Genomic DNA, 22,436 nt, shown 5'->3' with positions numbered 1-22,436 from the left:
GCCTAAACTCGTTCGACTTGCATGGCTTAATCGAATCCCAATAGCAGTAGCATCTGCCAGGATCAAACAGAATTGAACACATAACAGACATAATAATAAGTATTATGAAGTACGCTAAAAATATAGACGAGTATACACAATAAATTTGAAACAAATTAATTTGTAACTAATTCACCACATCTACAAAACCAACATCATACTCGAAAAAACTCAAGTACTCACAAATTTATAGCTACATGTGGAAAAGCAGTCATCATAGTCAGAATTGTAAATACAATATGACTTAAACCAACGCCATAAAAACACATAGCACAACTAATAGACAGACAAGTTTGAGTAACAAAATCAATTAAAAAATATTGCAATAATAAATTAATTATTTCAAAAATTAATTTTAAAACTTAAATTTACAAATAAAGATTAAATATAATTTAAATCAAAAAAATAATAAATTTATAAAAATTAAAAATTAAAATTTTAAAAAAAGCTGAAATGTTGAAATAAAAAAAAATATTTATCCAAATTATTAATTGAGAAAGAATAGTCAATATTCAACTTAAAAATAATATGAATAAAAACTACTAGTATATAAATGTAACTATATTAATCTAGTTTTTTACGGATTACGGATATTATTCTTGTTAAACTTCTATGCATCTTAATCCCATACTGTTCAACAATTTCAAATCCGACTTCATCAGCCATAGGCTTTAAATCAACATAGTGAGGACTGGCCATGCACAGATAGGCATCATCCCTCATGTTATCATAAATTGAAATGAAAAACTCCTTAAATATATTGTCACCTTCAATATCTCCTGTAGATGTTGAGATGCCATATGGGGGATCGGTAACTACGGCGGCCACCTTTTCATACATCTTAAGTTCACGCACATCCAGATTGAATGTCCTGTAATCGGTTATTCCAAAGTAATCCAGGTTAATGGCAGCTCCGTTCTTCATTTTCCAGTAGATGTCAGAGCCTACAACCTTACATCCGATCAATCCCGCTTCAATCAATATTCCTCCGGTGCCGCAAAACGGATCAAGCAACAGCTGACCTTCAGTTACTCTTGATAAATTAACCATGCATCTTGCGAGTTTCGGACTCATTGATCCGGGATAGAAAAACGGTCGTTTATGAGGTTTGCTTTCAACGAAATGTTTCTTATTCAGCTTGAACTTTTCAATGGCTATATAGATATCATTTTTGGAAGCGACCATGCGGACAAGTGAGTTAGGTTCCCTAAGCTTTACCTTGATGTCATTGCAATTATCCAGTATAAGTGCACCGGCTTTTCTTTCTGTTGCGACGGTATCGATTTGTGAATTGAGTCTTTTAACGCGAACTGCAAATGTTTCGGAAATGTAGTCAGGCCAGTTTATGGATGGAATATCTTCACTTAACCTTTCAGGTGATGACTTCATTATCAGCTGATGAACTTCATGGGTATATCCCAGTCTCCTGGTCAATGTTTCATTATACAGGTCAATTCTGTCTTCAGGAATGTCTCTAAGGATAACCAGACCTTCAGCAACCACATCTATTGTTGCCTCTATATTTTCACATTCCATAACTGCCTTCAATTCGGCAAGCGGCAACTCGGGATGCTCTTGAGACTGTACGCACAATAATTCCATTATATTTCTCCTAAAAATTAAAAAAAATTATCTTTTAAATTTATCAAAATGCCTTTGTATGACCTGTTCACTGGAATCTTCCTTTGCTCCTACTGCTTGTTCAGGTTCATTTTGATAAACTCTTTCATCACTTTCATAATACTGATTTTGAGGCTCATCATATTGATAGTAATCCCCATCATCATAGGAATAATCCTGCCTCCTTTCATTATAACGGGCATCATTAGAAAATGTATCTGAAGCTCCCTCATATACAATATTGTCATTGGAGCTGTTGGAAACACGGCTCATGACGCTTTCATATTCATCATGATAAGGCTCATATTCATACCTGTTGGCCCTTTCATCCTGAAAGCTGAAGTCTTCGGGATAATATTCATACTCCCTTCTTGGAGGACTGTTCCTTTCATGGCCTATTGGAGTGATAGGTTCATATTCGTCATAATAGTCATCATCCGCAACACTTTCAGAATAGTATGCATCTTCATTCCTGTCAATGTAACTTCTAGGAGGTTCCTGGAATCTTCTGATGCCCATCATGTTGGAGAATATGATCTCTTCAACCTTGCCTGGATTGGAGACGTTTTCAATACTCATCAGATTATTGTCATATGCGCTGAATACTGAAACTGTTCCGACATTGAATATTCTTGCCAGAATGCTTTGAGATGAATTGATATCCTGAATAGTGCTGTAAGGCATGTAATTCTTTTTAGTTGACAAAATTCCGGATTTGACGATGATTCTTGTATCTGTCAATGTATACTCAATGGAATACCAGCCGATAATCTGCCAAATGATATACAGTATTATGACAAGTATAACAACAAAAAACGCTATTGCAGCATATCGGGTCAAAGGAAGCTTGATCTGGGATATCATATAAACCTGCATATGACCCACAAACTGAATAACCATTGGGGAAACAACAAAAACAACAGCCAATAAAACAACACCTAGAATAGCTTTTTTACAACCTAAAAACATGTTTGGTTTTGTTTTATAAAGAACCCTTTCATTGGTTCTTCCATCATTTTTATTGAATAACATAATTATACTATTAGATATTTCTTTTAAATATAGTTTTACAAAAAAAGCGCCGGTGACCGGCTAAGATTTTTTCCGAAAAAAGATTAAAAAAATAAGCCTCAGCTCGCCCATCATTCATCACATATCAGAGCTCATAGGGTTCATCATAGGCTTATTTTTTACAAATGACAATGAATTTATCCGAACATTACTCCGGCTTCACTATTGAAGAGTTCATCCTCCTTATTCTTATTCATGACCTTTTCAATAGCATCCATGAAGTCATCTACAGTAATTGTGTCACGTTCCTGACGAATCGCAAACATACCGGCTTCAGTACATACAGCCTTTAAATCGGCACCGGAAAGCCCGTCAGTCAAGCTGGCAAGCAAGTCAATGTCTGCTTCCTCATCAAAGGACATGTTTTTAGTGTGAATTTTAAGAATTTCCTTTCTTCCGTCATCATTAGGAAGAGGAACTTCAATGAATCTGTCAAAACGGCCAGGACGCAACAATGCAGGGTCAAGGATATCCGGCCTGTTGGTTGCACCGATGATACCGATGTCCCCTCTGGATTCGAATCCGTCGAGTTCTGCTAAAAGCTGCATCAATGTTCTTTGAACTTCCCTGTCACCGCTTGTGGAACTTTTAAGCCTTTTGGCTGCAACTGCATCAAGTTCGTCAATGAAGATGATTGCAGGTGCCTTTTCCTTTGCAAGCTCGAAGACTTCACGCACAAGCCTTGCACCTTCACCAATGTATTTTTTGACAAATTCTGATGCGACAACTTTAATGAAAGTTGCGTTGGTTTCATTAGCTACTGCCTTTGCAAGCAATGTCTTACCTGTTCCAGGAGGGCCGTAAAGCAAGATACCTTTTGGAGGTTCAATTCCGACTTTTTCAAACAGTTCAGGATGTGTTAAAGGCAGCTCAACAGTTTCCTTAACTTCCCTGATTTGCTCTTCAAGACCACCGATTTTTTCATAGGTGATGTCAGGTTTTTCCTCAATTTCCATTCCGGAAACATTTGCGTCCTTTTCAGACGGCAGCACTTCAACAATACCGAATGTCTGTTGGTTTAATGCCACTCTTGAACCAGGCACCAGTAATTTTTCATCTAAGAATTTTGAATAGTTAACAAGAAAACTTGGTCCGGTGCTACTTTTGACGGTCATTCTGTTATCATCAAGAACTTCTGTAATGGTAGCCAATACCAATGGTGGAGATCTGAATCTATCCACTTCTGAACGTAGTGATTTGGTTTCTCTTTCTAATCTGATTTTTTCATTTTCAATTAGGACTTTATCCTTTTCTAATTTCCTAACTTTCCACATCAAGTTACTTTTTGCCTTGGATTTTTCTTCTCTAAGCAGGTCAATCTCTTCTCTTAATGATTCGACCTGTTCTATCAATTGCTCTTTTGAAGAATTTTCCAAATCATCGAAATCATTCATGTGAATCACTTCCTTTCGATTTATATTAATTTCATAAACTTTGTACTTTAATAACAATTTGTAATTTTAAAGTATTTAAAGGTATTCATTTTATAGTATACTAACAAATATTAATAAGTAGCATTATATAATATTATACAGAAAAACATAGGAAACTGATTAGTATGGAATGCGAAATTTGTGGTAAACCGGTACCGGAACATAATCCAATAAGAGCAAAAATTGAAGGATCAGTTATGGTTGTATGTAAAGAGTGTTCAAAACTTGGAAAGATCCAAAAGGCTCCTCCAAAACCAAGATACGTACAACAAAAAAACAAAAAGCAAAAAAATGCGCCTAAAAGAAATTACTCAAGAAACGACGAACCTTCCGAAGAGCTGATTGAGGATTTCAGCAGCGAAGTCAGAAGAGCAAGGGAATCCAAAAAATGGTCCAGGGAGGATTTGGGTAAAAAAATCAACGAAAGGGTATCAGTCATTACAAGAATAGAAACAGGAAAAATGACACCCGACACAAAACTTACAAAAAAATTAGAAAAGGCATTGAATATAAAATTGCTTGAAAAAGTAGATAATGTCGATTTGAATCAGTTCATTAGCAGTTCCTCAGGAGAACGTACCCTGGGAAACGTAATGAGAATCAAAAGAAAATAGCTATTTCTTAAGATAGCTATTTAACCTTTCATTTTTAATATATCTGTCTTCTGCCTTAATCTTATAATCAATCATCCCATCATTTCTGGCCTTATGTGAATTGTAACCAGGCAAGTTTTCAGCATCATCCAACAACTTTTCAAGCTGAGAGTATCCTTCATACTCGTCGCTTACAACCACCACATGGGCAGGAGGATGAATCTTTTTAACCTGCATGATGCTTAAAGTAGTATCTTCTTTTACAAAAAAGGCAGTGGCAACACTTGATTTTGTTCTGAGTTTAGAATTTAAAATGCCTTCAACCAAAGAATCGGCAAAAGCGGCATCGATTACCTTGGGTGTTGTTATCAAATTTAAATTTCCATGTCTTTCCATGTCTGAAATTGCATTAAGTAACTTTGAATTGTTTTCTCCTCTAACTAAAATTAATGCCATAATAATCACTATTTAAAAAAAAATAAAAAAAATATAGGTGATGTCACCTACTCTGGAAAGATTTTAACAGTCTGCTTCTGAATACAACCAGCAGTATCAGTATAATACCAACAGCTGTTTGAATACTTCCTAAAATGCCTAAAATATTTCCATCAACCGGCAAATCCCAGGAAGGAGAAGATTTATCTCCAGGTAAAGCCTTGTAGTAAACACCAACGGCTTTGGAACCCTGTTTTACATTCAGGTCTTTAGGTTCAACATGATCAACACCCATCAGAAGACCGTTGTTGATTCCTCTGTTAATGGAGGTTGCAATAGCTGATGCGTCATATCCGTTTTTAGCAACAGATGCTTCAACAATTTCTTTTGTTGTTTCAGCTAAACCCGGCCTGTCACTTCCATAAACCGAAACACTGACGGCATTAGGACTTACAGTCAATGCATTACCTAAAGCTTCGTATGCATAGACAACTCTTAAGTCATCACCACAGACAGGACATTTGTCATAGGCTTCAGATGCAGGGTATCCCATACCCCATCCGCACTCGTCACAGACCTTGGAATATTGCTCATCCATCGGATAACCTGTTGTGTTCATGTCTTTAGGGGTAAACATGTCTCCGGTAGAAATTCCAGAAACAAGATTGACTCCACCACCACCGTATTTTTCACCGGACTCGTTAGCCACTTGACCCATAGCCTCTGAGAGAATGGTGGTTGCAGGATAACCGTCACGAATCATTTTTCCGATATTCATAGCAGTCTCTTTTCTGACAGAATCTGCAGTACCATACAAAGGATTTCCATTTGTATTTCTCAAGTGAATAATAGCTCCTTTCTGACCAGGCTGCAATGTAGCTATACCACTGTTATAAGGAGTTACCTGAATTGTATTTGTTCCTTCATCCACAGTTACGACGTATGCATCAAAAGACCCACCGACAGCAGCACCTATTCCGGGACCACCGACAACAAGACGAGCCCCCTTATATTGGGATGCAATGGAAGCGGCTGAAGCTGCAGAAACATTATTTTCCAAACTTGCAACAGCGGCAACAATAGAATCCAGCCTTGTATCTGAACTACCTGTACCCCCAGAGAGTACGGCAAAATGGTTATTTTTTGACATCAAGAATGTTGACTGGAACATGTTGTCCGCAAAGGACATACTTCCTGCCGCAGCACCGTTTGGATCCTTTCCTGTAGGGTCTGTAATAACAATAATGTTACATGTAGCCGCAACGGAACTGATGGACAATAAAAATATCACTAATAAAACAATTGAGAATTTTAATTTATCCATTATTATCCCCCACTCAGCGCAGTATTATTCTCTAGTTCAACAGAAGAAAAGTCTTCTATAACAGTTACAGTTACAACACCGGTATTCTTATCTACCTGAACATCAGCAGCAGTGATTGGAGTTACTGATGTACCGGGAACCGTCGATTGCGTTGCAAATTCCTGTGCCGTCTGCAGCGCGTCTTGAAGCGATACCTCTCTTTTAGATGTCTTTAAGATATCACCATATATGACACTGCCATCCCTGAAACCGGCCTGCATCACATTGGATCGGATGGTATCTACTGGAACAATATCATTTCCTTTTACAATAATTCCTGAGATTGGAATACCATCGTTGATTTCACTGGAAGATGCGAAAGCCACATAAGTGATTAAACGACCACATAGAATCAAAATAAAAGCAAGTAATAAAATAATTAATGTGTCTCTTCTAATCTTTATAAACATGTTTATATCCTCTTACATATTTATTCCGTCACAGAATAAATTATACATTTATTATATTAATTTGATATGATATTTAAATTATGTCTTTTAAAAGTGATTCGGCGGGGTCCATTCCCTGAGCACCGATTAATAATATTATGTCATCTTCGTCAACTTTGCCGTAAGTTTCACTTAGGCATTCCTTCAAATCATCATAATGAGCAAATTCTATGCCTTTTTCCTTTAAAGTGTTGAAAAATACCTCACGTTCTTCCATTTCAACAAAATTCAAATCATTGACAACATCATTGCTTGAAGAGAGAATCACTTCAACGTTATCATCAACTGACTCGGCAAGAGCCTCCACATTCAGCTGATTGATTTCAACACCCCTTGAGCCTCTGATGGCACATACCACATATAATTTCTGACCATCCCGAAGCATCTTTTTAGTCTCGGAAATAGTGGCCCTTATCCCATCAGGATTATGGGCAAAATCATCATAAATCAATGGCGCATCGTTCAATTTTGCAAAGCGTCTGTTCAATGCCTTGTATGATTTGACACCGTTTGCTATAGTATCAATATCAAGGTCAAGGGAAATTGCCGCACCGATGGCGGACAGAATATTTTGTATGAAATGTGAACCTGTGAAAGGGAGCTCATCATTTTTCAATATTGTCTGACCGTCATAGACAATTTCGCTTCCGTCATAATATACTGCATTCTTCTCATCCATTTTGCTCATTGATGTGTAAAACGGATTTTCAACATCCAATTTCATTACCATTTCATCATCATGATTAAGTACACATATTCCGTCGCCAATAGCTTCAGGAACTGTGGAAATTTCATTGAATACTTCTTCAATTGAGTTTACAAGACCGATATGGTCCATTGCGATGTTTGTTATTACTCCAACATCAGGATTTATGGCCGCACTCATCAGTGCCGCATGATTTTCCATTAAATCCCCAAGCCATCCCTGAACTTCAGACACTTCAATGACCAGATAATCAAGCTCGCCGTTTTCAATTGCTTCATCGGAAATTAACTTTGAAACCATAGGGTCGATTAATGTGTTGAATTCCGATTCGCTGTCTGTGTTGGTTAAAACATGAAAACCTGCTGTTTTTAAAATATGATAGATCAGATGGGAAGTGGTTGACTTTCCATTTGTTCCTGTGATAACTATATTTGTTGAATTTGGAGAATACTTATCTATTGTATGTGAAAGTGCATAAGCGTTGGCCAGCTCTATCTTATCCACAACAATCAAAGGGAAATTGAGCTTGTTGGCCATTTCAATTGCTCCATCCTTAGGAGTTCTGGTAATAAGACAGGCAATATTCTTATCGAATGCCATTTTAACACCGGTATCATTAATCCAGTGCCTTATGACAATGTCTCCAGTGTGCGCATCATTTAGAAAAGTAAACTTGCCTGTAAAACCGTCAATAGAAAAAAAATCATCATTTCCATATAATGTTCCGCCAATAGACTCTGCTAAATCTTGAATTTCCATTTAATCACCCAAACTTAAAAAATGTACATTTTTGCTAAAATTCCAATTGCACATAATAAAACTGTAAAACCCCAGTAGCTAAATACGATTTTTGTCTCAGACATGCCGTAATGGTTTAAAGTGTGATGCAGTGGCTCAACCGGCAATTTTATAATATGAGCCCTGTGAAGCAAGCTTACGACAACTGAAATAATCGGAACCCCTAATGCAAGAACTCCAAAGTAAGGAACGTCACATATCATTACTGCAGCCGCATAGCCTGTACCCAATACAAATGATCCTGTATCTCCCATGAATATTGAAGCTGGATACTTGTTGAATACTAAAAATCCTAAACATATGCCTGCCAGTATCAAGAACGGAGGAATGATTGTTGCCGGACCAAATAAATAGCCGTACAGACAACATGCTATGGAGGCTATACCTACAATACCTGCTGCAAGACCATCCATACCGTCAATAAGATTGACTGAATTGATTGATCCCAAAACACCAATTATTACAACAGGAATAGCAAGCAGACCTAAATTAAAACCGCCCAATGTAGTAACGGCACCGGTCAATCCTAAAAATATTCCTAAAACAACCTGGCTGCAGATTTTTTCAAACTCTTCAGGCTCTGTCTTGATTGGAACTTCACCTATCACTTCAACTTTTCCTTCCTTAAGCAAATCATCGACTTCAGCTTTTGCCTTTGGAGTTGCAACACGCACTTCCTCACCTGGTTCGACGTCCAATCTGCCTAAAGTGATGACCTCATCTGAAGTGTTTACAACAATTTTTTGAATTTCCTTGATTTTGAGACCTATCAGGTCATCCACCAGACCAATGATTCCGCCTGCAAGCATGATGAATGAAACAATTAGAATAGGAGTATTTTGATAATACAATGAAATTATCAAAGAGATAGTAAATAAGAATGCAATACCTCCCATTGTAGGAGTACCGCTCTTATGTCTATGTTCACTAACTATAGGACTATCTGCAATCTTTGCTTTAATCAATATCCTTTTAACATACCATGTAAAGAATATTGTACCAAATAATGTTACTAAAAAAAGAATTAACATTTCCGTATTATTCATCAAATCACACTATTAAAATCTTTCAATCATTATGATATCTATTTATAATAGTATATAATTATAACTTATAACACAGATTTATGTCAATTTTTCAACTAATTTTTCAAGCTCTGTTTTGGAACTGGCTTTGGCGGTAACCCTTTGATATCCTTCAGGACCGTGAACAACAAAATCATTGACTTTAAAGGATTTTACAGGCTCATTAACAGCAGGTCCCTCATAATTGCCCACCGGAATTTCAGTGGAATAGTTATACTCCAATCTATCTGAAATGTCTGCAAGTGAAAATTCGCCTGCGGCCATGTTAATCAGTTCACATAATGAGTTGACACCGCATGTGGCTGTAGTCAAATACCTGGTGCCGTTTGGCCTTGTGTTTACTTCAATGGCATACAGCTGATTGTCCTTTTTGGAATACATGAAATCCATTTCAAAAATTCCGTCTGAATCAAGATTTTTGGCCACCTTATACGCAGTATGCTGAACCAGATTATTGTCCAGTCCTTCAACCATGCAGGGACCGGTTTTGACCTTATTTAACGGGTGTGTTCCTTCCAAGGTTGTTTCGCCCTTATAGATTGGAGGCAATGCAACGTACTGTCCGTCGAAGCCCAAAACCTCAATGGAAATTTCGGATCCTTCAATGAACCTTTCACATAACGCCTGGTCAAAGTTTTCGAAGTATTCATTGACATCTTCAATTGTCTTTGCCACCATAATGTCCTTTCCGCCCTGGCCTTCACCCTGCTTCAGGACAACAGGAAACTCCAAAGTAAGCTCATCCGGACCGTTGAGGATTTGATATTGCGGAGTTTCAACCCCTATTTGAGAGTAAAATTCCTTGGTTTTGATTTTATTGGAGGTCAGCTCAACTGCCCTTACACCCGCCGCAACAACAGGAATTCCATATTCCTCTTCAACTTCCTCCTTCATGCGGGCAACATCAATCAATGGAGGGTCAATACCGATTAACGGGACAATAGCATCAACATTCTGCATAAGTGCAACCTGTTTTGGACCGTCCATACCTCTAGGCACGATGAATACCTGGTCTGGCAAATCCAGGTTTATAGCATTTTCATTTGATTCTGTAAGTACGCTTTCGATACCCTTTTCCTTTACATACCAATCGACATCATCATATAATCTTGAACCGATAAATAAAATTTTCATAATACAATCCCTTTTAAAATGTTTATAAATTCATTTGCGGCATCTTCAACTTTAACGGTTGGATTATCAGCATAATCCATGGATTCCGGTTCGATTCCAACGAAAATTATTTTAAAATCGCAATCCTGCTGCAAATATTTCACAAAGAAAGACAATGACATGGAATGTGTTGAAATTCCAATGCTTGCAAAATCATTTTCATCAACTACTTTCATGTCTCCCGCTTCACCACCCATCAAACATGCGTCAACAATTATTAAATGGGTAGGGTTTTCCTTTCGGATTTTGCCTGTAAAATTTTCTGGAACTGTTTGAGCATCAATAAACAATAACCTGTCTTTATCTTCAACCATGTCCTCTTTCAATTTTTTAATTATGTAAGGCCCTACACCGTCATCGCATTTAAGCTCATTTCCGACGCCCAATACAATCAGCTTTTCAAAACCCTCTAAAAAATTTCTTAACTGTGATTCAAAAGACATGTCATTATTCCCTAAATTACATTTAATTCGATACTTTCAATTCCGTTTCCCATAATATATTTTAGTTTTACAGTTATATATTCATTACTTTTAACGGATTTTTCTTCAAATGGAATTAATAAAGGGGGATTTAACATCGGTGTCGGTCCGCATACTATATCGTCTGCAAGTTTTGTGAATGTGGTAATCTTCAAACCGTTTACAGTTCCGTCCCTTTTGACCTTAAGGGACAGGGTTGTCTCAAAATTCGGGTCGATATCCTCCATGAAATCAAATTCCGAATAGATCAGCGCATCTGAGAAAACTTCATATCTGGCATTTTCATCCCAATGGATGTACTCCCTTTCTAGGTTGACCAGTTCGGCAGAGTTAAATATCGCCTGGGGAATTATTTTGCCTTCCGGTTTCAGGCATTTTCTGGCGTGATTCAATACTGGAATCTGCTCTTCATCGATTAATGCAGTGTCCATCATTTCGCAAACTATCAAATCAGCTTTCCTATCGAATTCATATTCCAGAACGTCAGCGTTTATGACCTTGACATTTTCAAAATCAGCCAGATTTTCCTTTGCGCATTTATATGCGCTTGAATCAATTTCAAGAGAAATGATTTCATTAAAATTAGAACTTAAAAAATAGGACAGTATTCCGCTTCCGCATCCCAAGTCATAAGCCAAGTCATTTGTACCGTCATATTCACTGATGGCCTGATAAAAAGCGGACAAACGCTGGGAATCCTTAATCAAATCAAAATGATATGGAGTGATTTTGAATTTCATGTATAAAAAAAATAATAAAAAAAGAATTAGTGGTGGTGTCCGTGGTCATGGGAGTGACCAGGTTCACTGAATTCCTCTCCGTTTGCAGTACTTGTAAGTTTTACGTGTTCAACACCTTTGAGTCTCATTATCCTTTCGGTCAAATCACGAATTTCTGCAATATCTCCGTTTACAACAACAATTTCCATACAGTATTTGTCGGTCATGTGGATATGCATGCTTGTGTTAATCTCGTTTCTGAAACTGTGCTGAATTTCTGCAAGGTTTTCCATTACTCCAGTATAATGATGATCATAGATGATTGTTATGATACCTATTCTTTGGCCTTCCATTGAGTTCATCCATTGGTATCTGACAATGTAATCCTGAAGAGCATCACGGATTCCTTTTGAACGTGACTGATATCCTCTTTCCTTTAGTACCTCATCAAAATCTGATAATAATTTTTTTGGTAATGACATACTTATTCTCATCATAAAAAAACACACCAAAATATTAATCTTATACTAATATTATATTATTGAATGTATATAAATATTATGATTAAATTGAAAAAAAATATTACTGTTTGTAATAAAATATGTAAAAATAATATTACTTAACAAGAAGATAGTATTCCCCATCGTCCTTATGGATGGATTTGAGAAGTCCTTTATTCTGAAGAGACAATATGATGTGGTACATCCTAAAATTAGTGAGTTTCAAGTCCCCGTACAATAAATGACCTTCCAAAGTATATTTGGAGATGAGATTTTTATCGTCAACCAACTCCTGAATCAATTTATATGATTCCTTTTCCTTCATGTTCAGCTCTAACTCTTCCAAATCCTTTTTGGAATTGACCGTGTTAATTTCCTTTTCATGGTCTGTTAAACTGGCCTTATTGTCCTTGAAAATAACCAGATCCTTGGCAGACAATTCCTCAAGAATTTCAACCAAATCATATTCATGAAATCCCAGTTCCTTTCTCAATACTCCTAAAGGAATGCCTTCTGGATATTCTATGTTGAATATCCTAATCTGGTCAAGAACAACTTCCTCATTTTTAGTAATGGTAATCATAAAATCAATGCCAAAAGTTAATTAATAATATATTATGTTTTAATATTACTTAAACATTTAGGTTAACTGCATTTCATTTTCCAATGCCTTTGCTTCCTGCCTATTTTTCTCCGCATTCTCTTCTGGAGTCAAATCATAAGGCCTTGTGAAAAATAAATCAATATCATTGACCACTTGGCAAATTGACATATGTAACAGCTCTTTTAATGCCAAACTTTTTTGAACCCTGTTCATTGACTCGTCACCGTAAATCCTGTCGTGATCTGCCTTATAGTCCTGACGGATTTTTGCCGGATCCAAATCCTTTTGAAGAGGCTCTTCCTCATATTCCTCAGTCAAAACTAAAAAATTGATTAATTCTTCCTTTTCATCTGCAAAATCATTGTCATCATCTGCAATGACCTCATGGAAATACTGATAAACAGACTGGAAAACATCCCTTGAGACATTGCCTCCGATAATATTGTCGATGAATAGCTCAAAAGTTTTGGAAATATAATATTTGCCGTTTTCTTCTTTTGTTTTAAAGACCAATTCGTTTTCCACATTAGCAACATACTGAGTTAAAACAATATCCTGGCCCTTTTCAAAGGTGTTAGTGTTAAATTTAGTATTGTTTAATTTATAATCGGCATTGACTTTCAATGCATTTTCAACAGCTTCAATTTCCTCTTTTGAAATCTCCATATATTCTTCTACCATACTACCTTTTTAGATTTTTATCAATATTAAAAGTATTTATTATTTAAATTTAATAATAAAAATCATGAAACCTGAGGAAATACTGGTGGAACTTGAAGAATTGTCAGCAAAGACTGAAATTGAAAAAGATGAAATAATGGATATTTTGAAAAACTATGCTAGTATTATCTCGGTTTATGATTTAATGATGGCTACAGAATACATAAGAAAAGACGGAGAATTTATTCAAGCCGGCTATCGTGAAAAATACTTGGAAATCTATATAAAGTATTTCATTATGCGCATGAAGGAAGTTCTGGGAAATGACGATTATGACAAAACAGCAATCATTGACAAGGAGTCCTTCAATGAATCATTGCCGCTGCTCCAAAAAACTTTTGAAAAGGAAAGAATGTCCTCATCAAGCGATGACAAGTTACCATTAATCTATGTGATTACCTCACTGTATACAACATTCATCCTTGAAGAGCCAATACATCCAGTGGGCAGCGAATTTCCGGGAAATTTAAAAGTGGAAAACAGGAAAGGGACATTTCTGTGCCCGGTCAAAGATAATCAGAAAGACAATGAAAACGCCATTTGTCACTTATGCATAGCCGAGCAGACACCGGACATTTAGGAGAAATAATATGAACATTTGCTTTTATGGCTCCGGAAGCCAAAAAATCGACAGTAAATATACTGATGAAGCTTATAATTTAGGCCGTGCCATAGCTTTAAAAGGACATTGCCTTGTTTTTGGTGGAGGAGACACAGGAATGATGGGAGCATGTGCCAAAGGCGTCCATGACAATAACGGAAAATCCATTGGAATAGCTCCGAAATGGATGGCTGATTTTGAACCCCTTTGCAAAGACTGCGAAACTTTCATATATGTCAGTTCAATGGATGAGAGAAAAAACAAATTTGTGGAAAATTCAGATGCGTACATAATCTCCCCTGGAGGGGTAGGAACCTTTGACGAATTTTTTGAAATCGTTACCCTTAAAAAACTAAACCTCATTGATGATGAAATTATCGTTTTCAATATCTATGGATTTTACGATAAGATGTTTGAAATGATTGATGAAATGGTTGAGAAAGGATTTTTAAACAAACCTGATAAAATCTTCAAAACAGCAACCAGCATTGATGAAATCTTTGAATATCTGGAGAATGAATAACATGGAAAATAACATGAAAATAACGGAAAAGCCTCCGAGAACAACATTGAAAAGAAGTTTGATAATATTAGTCGGTAATGTCTTAGGCATTTATCTGATTAGTTTTTTCGGATTGGGAGTTACAATTGAGTCCTTCGACGACATATTCCTGCTTGTCATATTCATTTCAATAGTGAACTCCATTTTATGGCCCCTTCTAACAAGAATTTTCATGCCTTTTCTGGTTATAACATTCGGTCTTGGAACACTGGTTTTAAATGGGGTATTGCTTGAAATATTTGGACCCCTGTTTGGAATAACAGTAGATGGACTTGCAATTATCCTCGCTCCCCTATCAATGGCATTGGTAACCACCGTATTATCTGCATTGCTTACCATTGAAGATGACGGGTCATACTACAGAGCCGTTTTGAGAGATGCTGAAAAGAAGAGAAAAGATATCGTAAAAGATTATCCGGGGCTAATCGTTGTTGAGATTGACGGTCTTGCATATGACATCCTATCCGAAGCCCTTGACAAAGACCTGATGCCAACCGTTAAGGAAATGATTGAAAACAAAAGCCATACCCTGAAAGAATGGGAAACCGACCTGTCTTCACAGACTGGAGCAAGCCAGGCGGGAATTCTCCATGGGAATAACGAGGACATAACCGCATTCAGATGGATTGAAAAGGAAAATGACAATCAGATGATGCAATGTTCCGGTCCGACAAAAGTTAAAGAACTGGAAGAGAGAATTTCAGATGGAAACGGATTGCTGGCGCAAAATGGTGCAAGCAGATCAAATCTATTTTCAGGAGATACCGACAATGTGATTTTTACAATGAGTAAAATTTTAAACCTTCAGAAATTATACAACAAGGCCTGGTTTTCAGTATTTTCAAATCCGAATAATTTTGCACGTATATTTGTGCTGTTTTTGGCAGAAATGGTTCTTGAAGTAATTTCACAAATAAAACATAAGGTAAAAAATATCCGACCAAGAATCCACCGTGGCATCCTATACATTCCGACAAGAGCAGGAACCAATGTGTTCATGAGAGAAATAAACACCGCCACATTAATTGGAGACATGATGGTTGGAGACGTGGACATCGCTTATTCCACCTATTTGGGTTATGATGAAATAGCCCACCATTCAGGAATCAGGGACGAAGATTCATGGTTTGCCCTTAAAGGAATGGACAGACAAATCAAGAGACTAATCGATGCAAACAAATATTGCCCAAGAGACTATAAGATTGTAATTCAGTCAGACCACGGGCAAGCAAACGGAGCTACATTCAAACAGAGATACGGAGAATCATTTGAAGACTTTATCAAATCACTTCTGCCGCAGGACATGACCCTCTTTGCAAAAATGTCATCAAATGAAGAGCACTACGCAGAAACATTTGTTCCGTTTTCCAAACAAATTGACCAGATAAAAAACAGAAGCAAAGAAGAGGAAAAACAGGAACTGAGTGACTCCGAAGTCATTGTACTCGCATCAGGCAATCTTGCAATGGTTTATCTGACACAATGGAAGCACAGATTAACTTACGAAGAATTGAATGATCTGTTTCCGGAATTGCTGCCTGAAATTTTAAAAAACGAATACATAGGATTCATAGTTGTCAAATCCTCTCAAAAAGGAGACATGGCAATCGGAAAAGATGGAATCTATTATCTTGACAGCGGCGAAATTGAAGGTGAAAATCCTCTTGAAGGCTTTGGAAGCAACATTGTAATGCACATCAAGAGAAACAGCTCCTTCAAGTACACACCGGACATCCTAGTAAATAGCTTCTATGATGCCGAAAACGATGAGGTCTGCGCATTTGAAGAGCTGGTTGGAAGCCACGGAGGAGCCGGAGGAACCCAATCAAAACCATTCATTTTATATCCTTCAGATTGGGACGTGCCTGACGGAGAAATAATAGGTGCTGAAAGCATATATCACATTTTAAAAGAAAATTCTGAAAAAATGAAAGAAATGGTATAATATGATAAGTGATAATGAAGCACTTGAACTTGCAAAAAAGCTGGAAAATTCAGACATCGACATCAAAAAGACTATTGAAAAAGCAGCTACCGCAGGTTATCTTGGAGAAAAACATTTTTACTGCACCGTCATTGAAGAGGGAGGATCCACACATACCGTTCCTGAGATTTTAGGAGACCGGTACAAATCACAGCCTTTGGATAACCTGTATTACGACATAATCTCAAAAGCCCTGGACCACGATGGAATTTACATTTCCGTTGCCTACTGCAGTTCAAATATAATCCTTCCGGATGAAAACTGTGACGAAATAATCGAATATGACGATTATGACCTTGATGAAGATGAATATGAATATCTCCAGGAGTACGCATTAATTTCAGCAGACACTCTCAAAAAGTTCAAGGTTTATGCAGAAGAGGGAATAGCCGGCCACGAGCCGACCGAAGACATTGGGATAATGACAAACATCATTGACGGAGAATACAAAACCTATTTTGCAATCAGATTAACCGACAGATGCATGTCCAGTTTTATGGTGCTTCCCTTAAGTACTGAATATCCAAAGGAACATCCCCTGTCATTTAAAAATCCAATAAACAAACTGCTGATTGAAATGATTTATGAAAACATCATTTTAAAATAAAAAAAAAGAATGGAATTAATCTTATTTCAAATTTTTTCCGAATTCATATGCCTCTTCAGGAAATTTGGAAAACCTGGTCATTGAAGGCGTTCCGCATCCATATCCAAGGACTCTTCCCATATCCTCCAGATTGAGATATCTCACCAGGGTATCGTAATGGGCCTCCAATGCATCAAAAGTCCAATCGTCAGCATTGTATGCGACTGTTAAAAGTGCAGATTTGAAGTGCTTTTGCTGGATTGAAAAGTTTCTTGAACAGAACCTGTCAATCAATGTTTTAAGCTGTGCAGACATTCCATAGTAATAGAGCGGAGTTGCAAACACCATCATGTCAGAATCTAAAATTATTTGCCTTATAATATCCATATCATCATTTAAAACACATTCACCTTCATAACCGCAGTGCACACAACCGATACACGGAGAGATATTGCTGTGAGCTGCATCAATTTCCTCTATATTATGTCCGGCTTCGGTTGCTCCCTTTATGAAGTTATTCACCAGCATTGCAGTTGAACCGTCAATATTGGGACTTCCCTTCAAAACAACAATCTTCATCAAATCACCTAATTAGAAATATGCTAAAAAATATTATATAAATGTTGCACATGCCAACAATTATTCTATCAGTCTCAGGACATATTTGTCCAGATGAGTCTTTAAGAGTCTGACAATCGGTCCGATAATTATGGCTGAAATAATAGTTCCTTCACGAACACCGGCAAGATAGCCTAAAAATACGACAGACAAAACAGCGGCTATAATTACCATGGATGTGTCAACGAAAGGTTTTACAGTAGAAAATTCTTTTTTCAGGACTTTTGAAATGGCAACAATAACCCCATCTGCCGGAAGATATACAATCTCAGTTTGGATTTCCAAAAGCACACCAAAAGCCACGACCAAACAGCTGATTAAAAGCAGAGCCATCTGACTTGCATATCCGACAGGATTGATGAAATCAACAAGCATCAGGGAAAAATCAACGAAAAACGAAAATATCGTTCCTATGACAAGCTGCAGGTACTGTCTTTTTTCAAAATCTCCCCTTAAAAGTGCAACCTGAATTACGATAAAAATTAGGGTAAAAACGAACATTACCTCTCCAACAGTCAGCTTTGTAATTAAACTTGAAACATAAGGCAGACAAATCAGCGGAGAAGTTCCCAGATTAGCTTTAATAGATAATGAAGCTCCTAAAGAAATGATAAACAAGGAAAGCAAATATATCCAATATCTATTAACTTTTTTAATGTTCATGGTAAATAATTTGTATTTAAAGATTAAAAAATGATTGGAAAATTTTAGCGATACCCAAGCTCCTCGAGTCTTTCAGATGCAAGCTGACGAATGGATCTGCCGGAATCGTTGGATGCGATATCTGCTAAAACAAATTCATCATGAATCTTTCTGATGGCAGCCATACGAACTTTCTTATTTGAATCATTTAAAGCCACTTTTACTAAAACGGATTCATCATCAATACGGTTGGTGGCCTCAAGGCGGACATTGGAAAAATCATTATTTAAGGCAAAATCGGCCAATACTCTTGAATCCTCTTCGCTTCTTACCGCTTCAATATACTCTTCATATTTTTCACGACTGAACTTATCTTTGAAAAAACCAACCCGATGTGCCATGAAAATCACTGCTTAAACCTTTGATTAAATTAGTACATATAGGTTTGCAGACCATCAAAAAATATAAAAAAATAGAAAAATTTAGAGAATTTAATCTCTAAATTCTGCCTACACCCGCCATAGGCACGCCAGTCAGTGCTGATGCCTCCAGAGTGAGTGACCTTAAATTTTCTTTTTCGAGTTTTGTAATATGAGTGTTACCTGCCTGCTGGACAAGCATACATGCTTCGTCAGTCATTGTGTTAATGTAGTTTGCAACGTTTTTGCCCATTTCCTTATAGTCCAGACGATGCCTTAGGGACAAGTCCTGTGTAGCTATTCCTTTTCTGCATGTTCCAGTATAGCACATTTGACATACTCTGCATCCTATTGAAATCAGGGCTGCTGTTGCAATGTATACCGCATCTGCACCTAATGCGATTGCCTTAGCCAGGTCCGCACCGGAACGAACTCCTCCTGCTGCCACAAGGCTAACCTGATCTCTCAAACCAATCTCTTTAAGTGCCATGTCAGCTTCAACGATTGAAGCTACTGAAGGAATACCTGAGTGTTCCATGATTACTTCAGGACCTGCTCCGGTTCCTCCCTGCATACCGTCGACGACGATTATGTCTGCTCCGCCTTTCGCTGCAATCTTTACATCAGATGCGACTTTACCTGAAGCGAATTTGACCATAATCGGCACTTTCCAGTCGGTTATTTCACGAAGTTGTGATATTTTCATGCTCAAGTCTTCAGGACCTACAATGTCCATGTGCCTTGCAGGTGACAGTGCATCGGAACCTTCCGGAATATTACGAATTCTTGACACTTCTGCAGTTACTTTTTCACCCAAGAGGTGTCCTCCCATTCCGGATTTTGCACCCTGACCGATTTTTATCTCAATTGCATCTCCTTTTTTGAGATAATCGGCAGATACACCGAAACGACCTGATGCATATTGTGCAATCAGTTTATCGGCAAGTTCTCTTTCTTCGGGAAGCATACCCCCCTCACCAGTGTTTGTCACGGTTCCTGCCAGTGAAGATCCGATAGCCAGTGCCATTTTTGCCTCTTTTGACAGTGCACCAAATGACATTGCACCAATCATGATTGGAGTGTCTATTTTTAGAGGATTTTCAGCAAACCTGTCTCCCAATACCACGTCGGTTCCGCAAGGTTCCCTGTATTTGTCGATAGGAGGTCTTGATACCTGGGCGGGAATTACTACCAAATCATCAAAGTCCGGAATTCTTCTCAATGCACCGGTACTTCTGAGTTTATATGAGGCTGTCTGTGACTGCCTGACTATTTCAACGATGTCCGGGAATCCCCATCCCTGTCTTGCATCTTCAGGTATTGCATTTACTTCAATTGCCCTGTTCGGACACATTTCAAGACATATTCTGCAACCTACACATTTTTCCTGATTCAATGGATAAGGATCACCCTGAATAATTTCATAAACGCCATGGGGACAGTTGTTAAAGCATGAAAAACATCTTCCGCAGATTTTTTCATCCCTATCATCACATAAATACCAGCAACATCCCGGACGGCCAAAATTTTTTTTGCATAAATCTGGATTTCTTTCTACTCTGTATGGCATATTTTATCCTCCTAATGACCGTAAAATGGCCTTGTACTTTCCGGAACAATTTTTTTAAATTGGGAAATGTCATCAACTTCAAATTCGTATTTTGACAGTATCTCTTCGACTTCAAGTGAATCCTCAAATGTCATCTCTTCTATTTTTGCATTGTATCCCAGGCTTTTGATTTTGCCCCTGACATATACGACTCCGCGAATGATGGATTCGGCAACATCATCGCCGACATCTCCGAGAATGATGATTCTACCTCCCATCATGAAAATTCCTGTCATGAATCCTGAGTTTCCTCCTATAATTATTGTGCCGTTTTTCATGATTTCACCGGTTCTTGAACCGACGGATTCCTTTACGACCACAGTTCCGTCATAGATTCCCTGACCTGCACCGTCACCGGCTGTTCCTTCGACTATCACTTCACCGCCTGTGAGATTATCTCCTACAAACCAGCCCGCATTTCCGTTGATTGTTATTTTTGGCCCGTCACACATGCAACCTCCGAAGTATCCGACGGAACCGTCGAATTCGATTTCCACATCTTCTGTCACACCTGCCGCAAGGTAATGGTTTGCATTTGGATTTCTTATGATGATTTTATCATACTCACCTGCTGCATCTTTTATCTGTGAGTTTACCTCACGGGGAGTCAGTTTCTCTGCATCTATTTCAAATACTTCCATCACAACCACCTATATTTCATATACCATTACTTCGCCAGGGGAAATCTGCTCTACATGGCGTGTGTCAACAACTTCCCTTAGGGACACCTCTTCTGATGCAATTGCAAATACCTCATCGGTTTCTGCCATTACACCAGGCCTTAGGCCTAACTTGTCTTTAGCTATTCCGATTCCTTGTGGAGTTCCTATAATGTATGAAAACGGACCGTCCATATCCTCTACTGACTGCTCCAGGGCTTCCTCAAGAGAGTAGCCTGTAGCGAGCTTATCTGCAATGTAGTGAACCAGACATTCAGTGTCATTGAATGTTTCGAACACATGTCCTTTTCTTTCAAGAGGATCACGGATTTTCCAGTAATTTGTAATCTGTCCGTTGTGCACTACTGAAATGTCACGAACAATGTAAGTCTGGAAAGGATGTGCATGGTATCTGTCCACACCACTTTCTGTTGAAAAACGGGTGTGTCCAATTGCATGTGTTCCTTTTACATCCCTTACATCATACCTGTCGGCAATTTCAAGTACGGAGCCCACATCCTTTATCATTTCAAAGTCGTGACTGCCGTTGATTACAATGACATCATCTATTGTGTCCACTTTTGTAATCAGCGGCTTCAGCTGGGAAAATTCGTCTAAAGATATTTTGCATTTATAGATGAATGAATCTCCAACGGAAGGAAGGATGGCATCCTGTTTGATTGGAGTGATGAAGTTGATTGTGTGTTTGACTTTATCAAGCAACTTTTCACTTTCTTTTACCTGAATTTTTAAAATGTATTCATCATCTTCAAGACCAGTTCCACCGTAAATAGAGTATCCTGCTGAATCAGGTCCCCTATGCTGCAATTGGTGGAGCATATTGGTCATGTCATCACCGATATTATGCAATTCCTTATCTTTATAAACGATTCCTGCGATTCCGCACAATTTTAGTCCTCCACATAAAATAATTTTAGTCGGAAAATAACTTCCGTGTTATACTTT

At 37.8% G+C, this 22,436-nt stretch carries 25 protein-coding genes; 5 read left to right on the top strand and 20 right to left on the bottom strand.

What is annotated here, in order from left to right; genetic code table 11:
- Positions 1–603: 603 nt before the first annotated feature.
- From QZU83_RS05195 to QZU83_RS05185, 3 genes are all read right to left on the bottom strand, one after another.
- Positions 604–1,641, bottom strand: coding sequence for a TIGR01177 family methyltransferase (locus tag QZU83_RS05195; RefSeq protein ID WP_295610232.1), 1,038 nt, complete (start codon positions 1,639–1,641; stop codon positions 604–606).
- 27 nt (positions 1,642–1,668) lie between these two features.
- Positions 1,669–2,691: a PH domain-containing protein gene (locus QZU83_RS05190; protein WP_295610230.1), complete on the bottom strand. Its 1,023-nt coding sequence runs from the start codon at positions 2,689–2,691 to the stop codon at positions 1,669–1,671.
- Between the two features lie 176 nt (positions 2,692–2,867).
- A complete protein-coding gene (locus QZU83_RS05185; protein WP_394350260.1) occupies positions 2,868–4,124 on the bottom strand; it encodes a proteasome-activating nucleotidase in 1,257 nt (418 codons plus the stop codon).
- Positions 4,125–4,288: 164 nt separating this feature from the next.
- Here QZU83_RS05185 and QZU83_RS05180 point away from each other — a divergent pair, with 164 nt between their 5' ends.
- Complete coding sequence (locus QZU83_RS05180) at positions 4,289–4,777, top strand: multiprotein bridging factor aMBF1 (protein WP_295610228.1); 489 nt, start codon at positions 4,289–4,291, stop codon at positions 4,775–4,777.
- Here QZU83_RS05180 and QZU83_RS05175 read toward each other — a convergent pair whose 3' ends face one another.
- The 11 genes from QZU83_RS05175 to QZU83_RS05125 all read right to left on the bottom strand — a co-directional run bounded on the left by QZU83_RS05175 (position 4,778) and on the right by QZU83_RS05125 (position 13,751).
- Entirely contained in the window at positions 4,778–5,212 is a 435-nt protein-coding gene (locus tag QZU83_RS05175) for a DUF356 domain-containing protein (protein WP_295610226.1), read from the bottom strand.
- Between the two features lie 43 nt (positions 5,213–5,255).
- A complete protein-coding gene (locus QZU83_RS05170; protein ID WP_295610225.1) occupies positions 5,256–6,515 on the bottom strand; it encodes a hypothetical protein in 1,260 nt (419 codons plus the stop codon).
- A gap of 2 nt (positions 6,516–6,517) precedes the next feature.
- Positions 6,518–6,964 carry a hypothetical protein gene (locus QZU83_RS05165; protein WP_295610223.1) on the bottom strand — a complete coding sequence of 149 codons (447 nt, stop codon included), beginning with the start codon at positions 6,962–6,964 and terminating at the stop codon, positions 6,518–6,520.
- Positions 6,965–7,037: 73 nt separating this feature from the next.
- Positions 7,038–8,468 (bottom strand): Mur ligase family protein, encoded by a 1,431-nt coding sequence (locus tag QZU83_RS05160; protein ID WP_295610221.1) that lies wholly within the window; start codon positions 8,466–8,468, stop codon positions 7,038–7,040.
- Between the two features lie 14 nt (positions 8,469–8,482).
- Positions 8,483–9,553, bottom strand: a complete 1,071-nt coding sequence (locus QZU83_RS05155) for a glycosyltransferase family 4 protein (RefSeq protein ID WP_295610219.1) — start codon at positions 9,551–9,553, stop codon at positions 8,483–8,485.
- Between the two features lie 78 nt (positions 9,554–9,631).
- Positions 9,632–10,726 carry an acetyl-CoA carboxylase biotin carboxylase subunit family protein gene (locus QZU83_RS05150; RefSeq protein WP_295610218.1) on the bottom strand — a complete coding sequence of 365 codons (1,095 nt, stop codon included), beginning with the start codon at positions 10,724–10,726 and terminating at the stop codon, positions 9,632–9,634.
- A complete protein-coding gene (gene hycI, locus QZU83_RS05145) occupies positions 10,723–11,208 on the bottom strand; it encodes a hydrogenase maturation peptidase HycI (protein ID WP_295610216.1) in 486 nt (161 codons plus the stop codon). The genes QZU83_RS05150 and hycI overlap by 4 nt, the downstream gene beginning before the upstream one ends.
- A gap of 11 nt (positions 11,209–11,219) precedes the next feature.
- Positions 11,220–11,987 carry a methyltransferase domain-containing protein gene (locus QZU83_RS05140; protein ID WP_295610215.1) on the bottom strand — a complete coding sequence of 256 codons (768 nt, stop codon included), beginning with the start codon at positions 11,985–11,987 and terminating at the stop codon, positions 11,220–11,222.
- A 26-nt stretch (positions 11,988–12,013) separates the two neighbouring features.
- Positions 12,014–12,463: a nickel-responsive transcriptional regulator NikR gene (nikR, locus tag QZU83_RS05135; protein WP_295610213.1), complete on the bottom strand. Its 450-nt coding sequence runs from the start codon at positions 12,461–12,463 to the stop codon at positions 12,014–12,016.
- Positions 12,464–12,581: 118 nt separating this feature from the next.
- Positions 12,582–13,049 (bottom strand): hypothetical protein, encoded by a 468-nt coding sequence (locus QZU83_RS05130; RefSeq protein WP_295610212.1) that lies wholly within the window; start codon positions 13,047–13,049, stop codon positions 12,582–12,584.
- A gap of 57 nt (positions 13,050–13,106) precedes the next feature.
- Positions 13,107–13,751: a hypothetical protein gene (locus tag QZU83_RS05125; RefSeq protein WP_295610210.1), complete on the bottom strand. Its 645-nt coding sequence runs from the start codon at positions 13,749–13,751 to the stop codon at positions 13,107–13,109.
- Between the two features lie 64 nt (positions 13,752–13,815).
- Here QZU83_RS05125 and QZU83_RS05120 point away from each other — a divergent pair, with 64 nt between their 5' ends.
- From QZU83_RS05120 to QZU83_RS05105, 4 genes are read left to right on the top strand one after another with little or no spacing between them, the layout of a single operon-like run.
- Positions 13,816–14,370, top strand: coding sequence for a DUF2115 domain-containing protein (locus QZU83_RS05120; protein ID WP_295610209.1), 555 nt, complete (start codon positions 13,816–13,818; stop codon positions 14,368–14,370).
- Positions 14,371–14,380: 10 nt separating this feature from the next.
- Positions 14,381–14,914 carry a TIGR00730 family Rossman fold protein gene (locus tag QZU83_RS05115; protein WP_295610208.1) on the top strand — a complete coding sequence of 178 codons (534 nt, stop codon included), beginning with the start codon at positions 14,381–14,383 and terminating at the stop codon, positions 14,912–14,914.
- A 1-nt stretch (position 14,915) separates the two neighbouring features.
- Complete coding sequence (locus tag QZU83_RS05110; protein WP_394350259.1) at positions 14,916–16,898, top strand: phage holin family protein; 1,983 nt, start codon at positions 14,916–14,918, stop codon at positions 16,896–16,898.
- A gap of 1 nt (position 16,899) precedes the next feature.
- Positions 16,900–17,544 carry a hypothetical protein gene (locus QZU83_RS05105; protein ID WP_295610206.1) on the top strand — a complete coding sequence of 215 codons (645 nt, stop codon included), beginning with the start codon at positions 16,900–16,902 and terminating at the stop codon, positions 17,542–17,544.
- Between the two features lie 21 nt (positions 17,545–17,565).
- On the opposite strand, the gene QZU83_RS05100 is transcribed toward QZU83_RS05105, so the two are convergent.
- The 6 genes from QZU83_RS05100 to QZU83_RS05075 all read right to left on the bottom strand — a co-directional run bounded on the left by QZU83_RS05100 (position 17,566) and on the right by QZU83_RS05075 (position 22,379).
- Positions 17,566–18,102 (bottom strand): flavodoxin family protein, encoded by a 537-nt coding sequence (locus tag QZU83_RS05100; protein WP_295610205.1) that lies wholly within the window; start codon positions 18,100–18,102, stop codon positions 17,566–17,568.
- Between the two features lie 60 nt (positions 18,103–18,162).
- The gene (locus QZU83_RS05095) at positions 18,163–18,804 is read right to left on the bottom strand and encodes a YitT family protein (protein WP_295610203.1); all 642 of its coding nucleotides are present in this window, start codon (positions 18,802–18,804) and stop codon (positions 18,163–18,165) included.
- A gap of 44 nt (positions 18,805–18,848) precedes the next feature.
- Positions 18,849–19,184, bottom strand: a complete 336-nt coding sequence (locus tag QZU83_RS05090) for a hypothetical protein (protein WP_295610201.1) — start codon at positions 19,182–19,184, stop codon at positions 18,849–18,851.
- A gap of 97 nt (positions 19,185–19,281) precedes the next feature.
- A complete protein-coding gene (locus tag QZU83_RS05085) occupies positions 19,282–20,772 on the bottom strand; it encodes a glutamate synthase-related protein (RefSeq protein ID WP_295610200.1) in 1,491 nt (496 codons plus the stop codon).
- Positions 20,773–20,783: 11 nt separating this feature from the next.
- Positions 20,784–21,452, bottom strand: coding sequence for a GXGXG domain-containing protein (locus QZU83_RS05080; protein ID WP_295610198.1), 669 nt, complete (start codon positions 21,450–21,452; stop codon positions 20,784–20,786).
- A 9-nt stretch (positions 21,453–21,461) separates the two neighbouring features.
- Entirely contained in the window at positions 21,462–22,379 is a 918-nt protein-coding gene (locus tag QZU83_RS05075) for a glutamine amidotransferase family protein (RefSeq protein WP_295610197.1), read from the bottom strand.
- Positions 22,380–22,436: the final 57 nt, after the last annotated feature.

This window comes from uncultured Methanobrevibacter sp., from assembly GCF_902771435.1.
In the GTDB taxonomy this organism is placed as follows: Archaea; Methanobacteriota; Methanobacteria; order Methanobacteriales; family Methanobacteriaceae; genus Methanocatella.
Note: the sequence above shows the minus strand (reverse complement) of the source record. Positions and strands in the feature narration are given on the sequence as shown.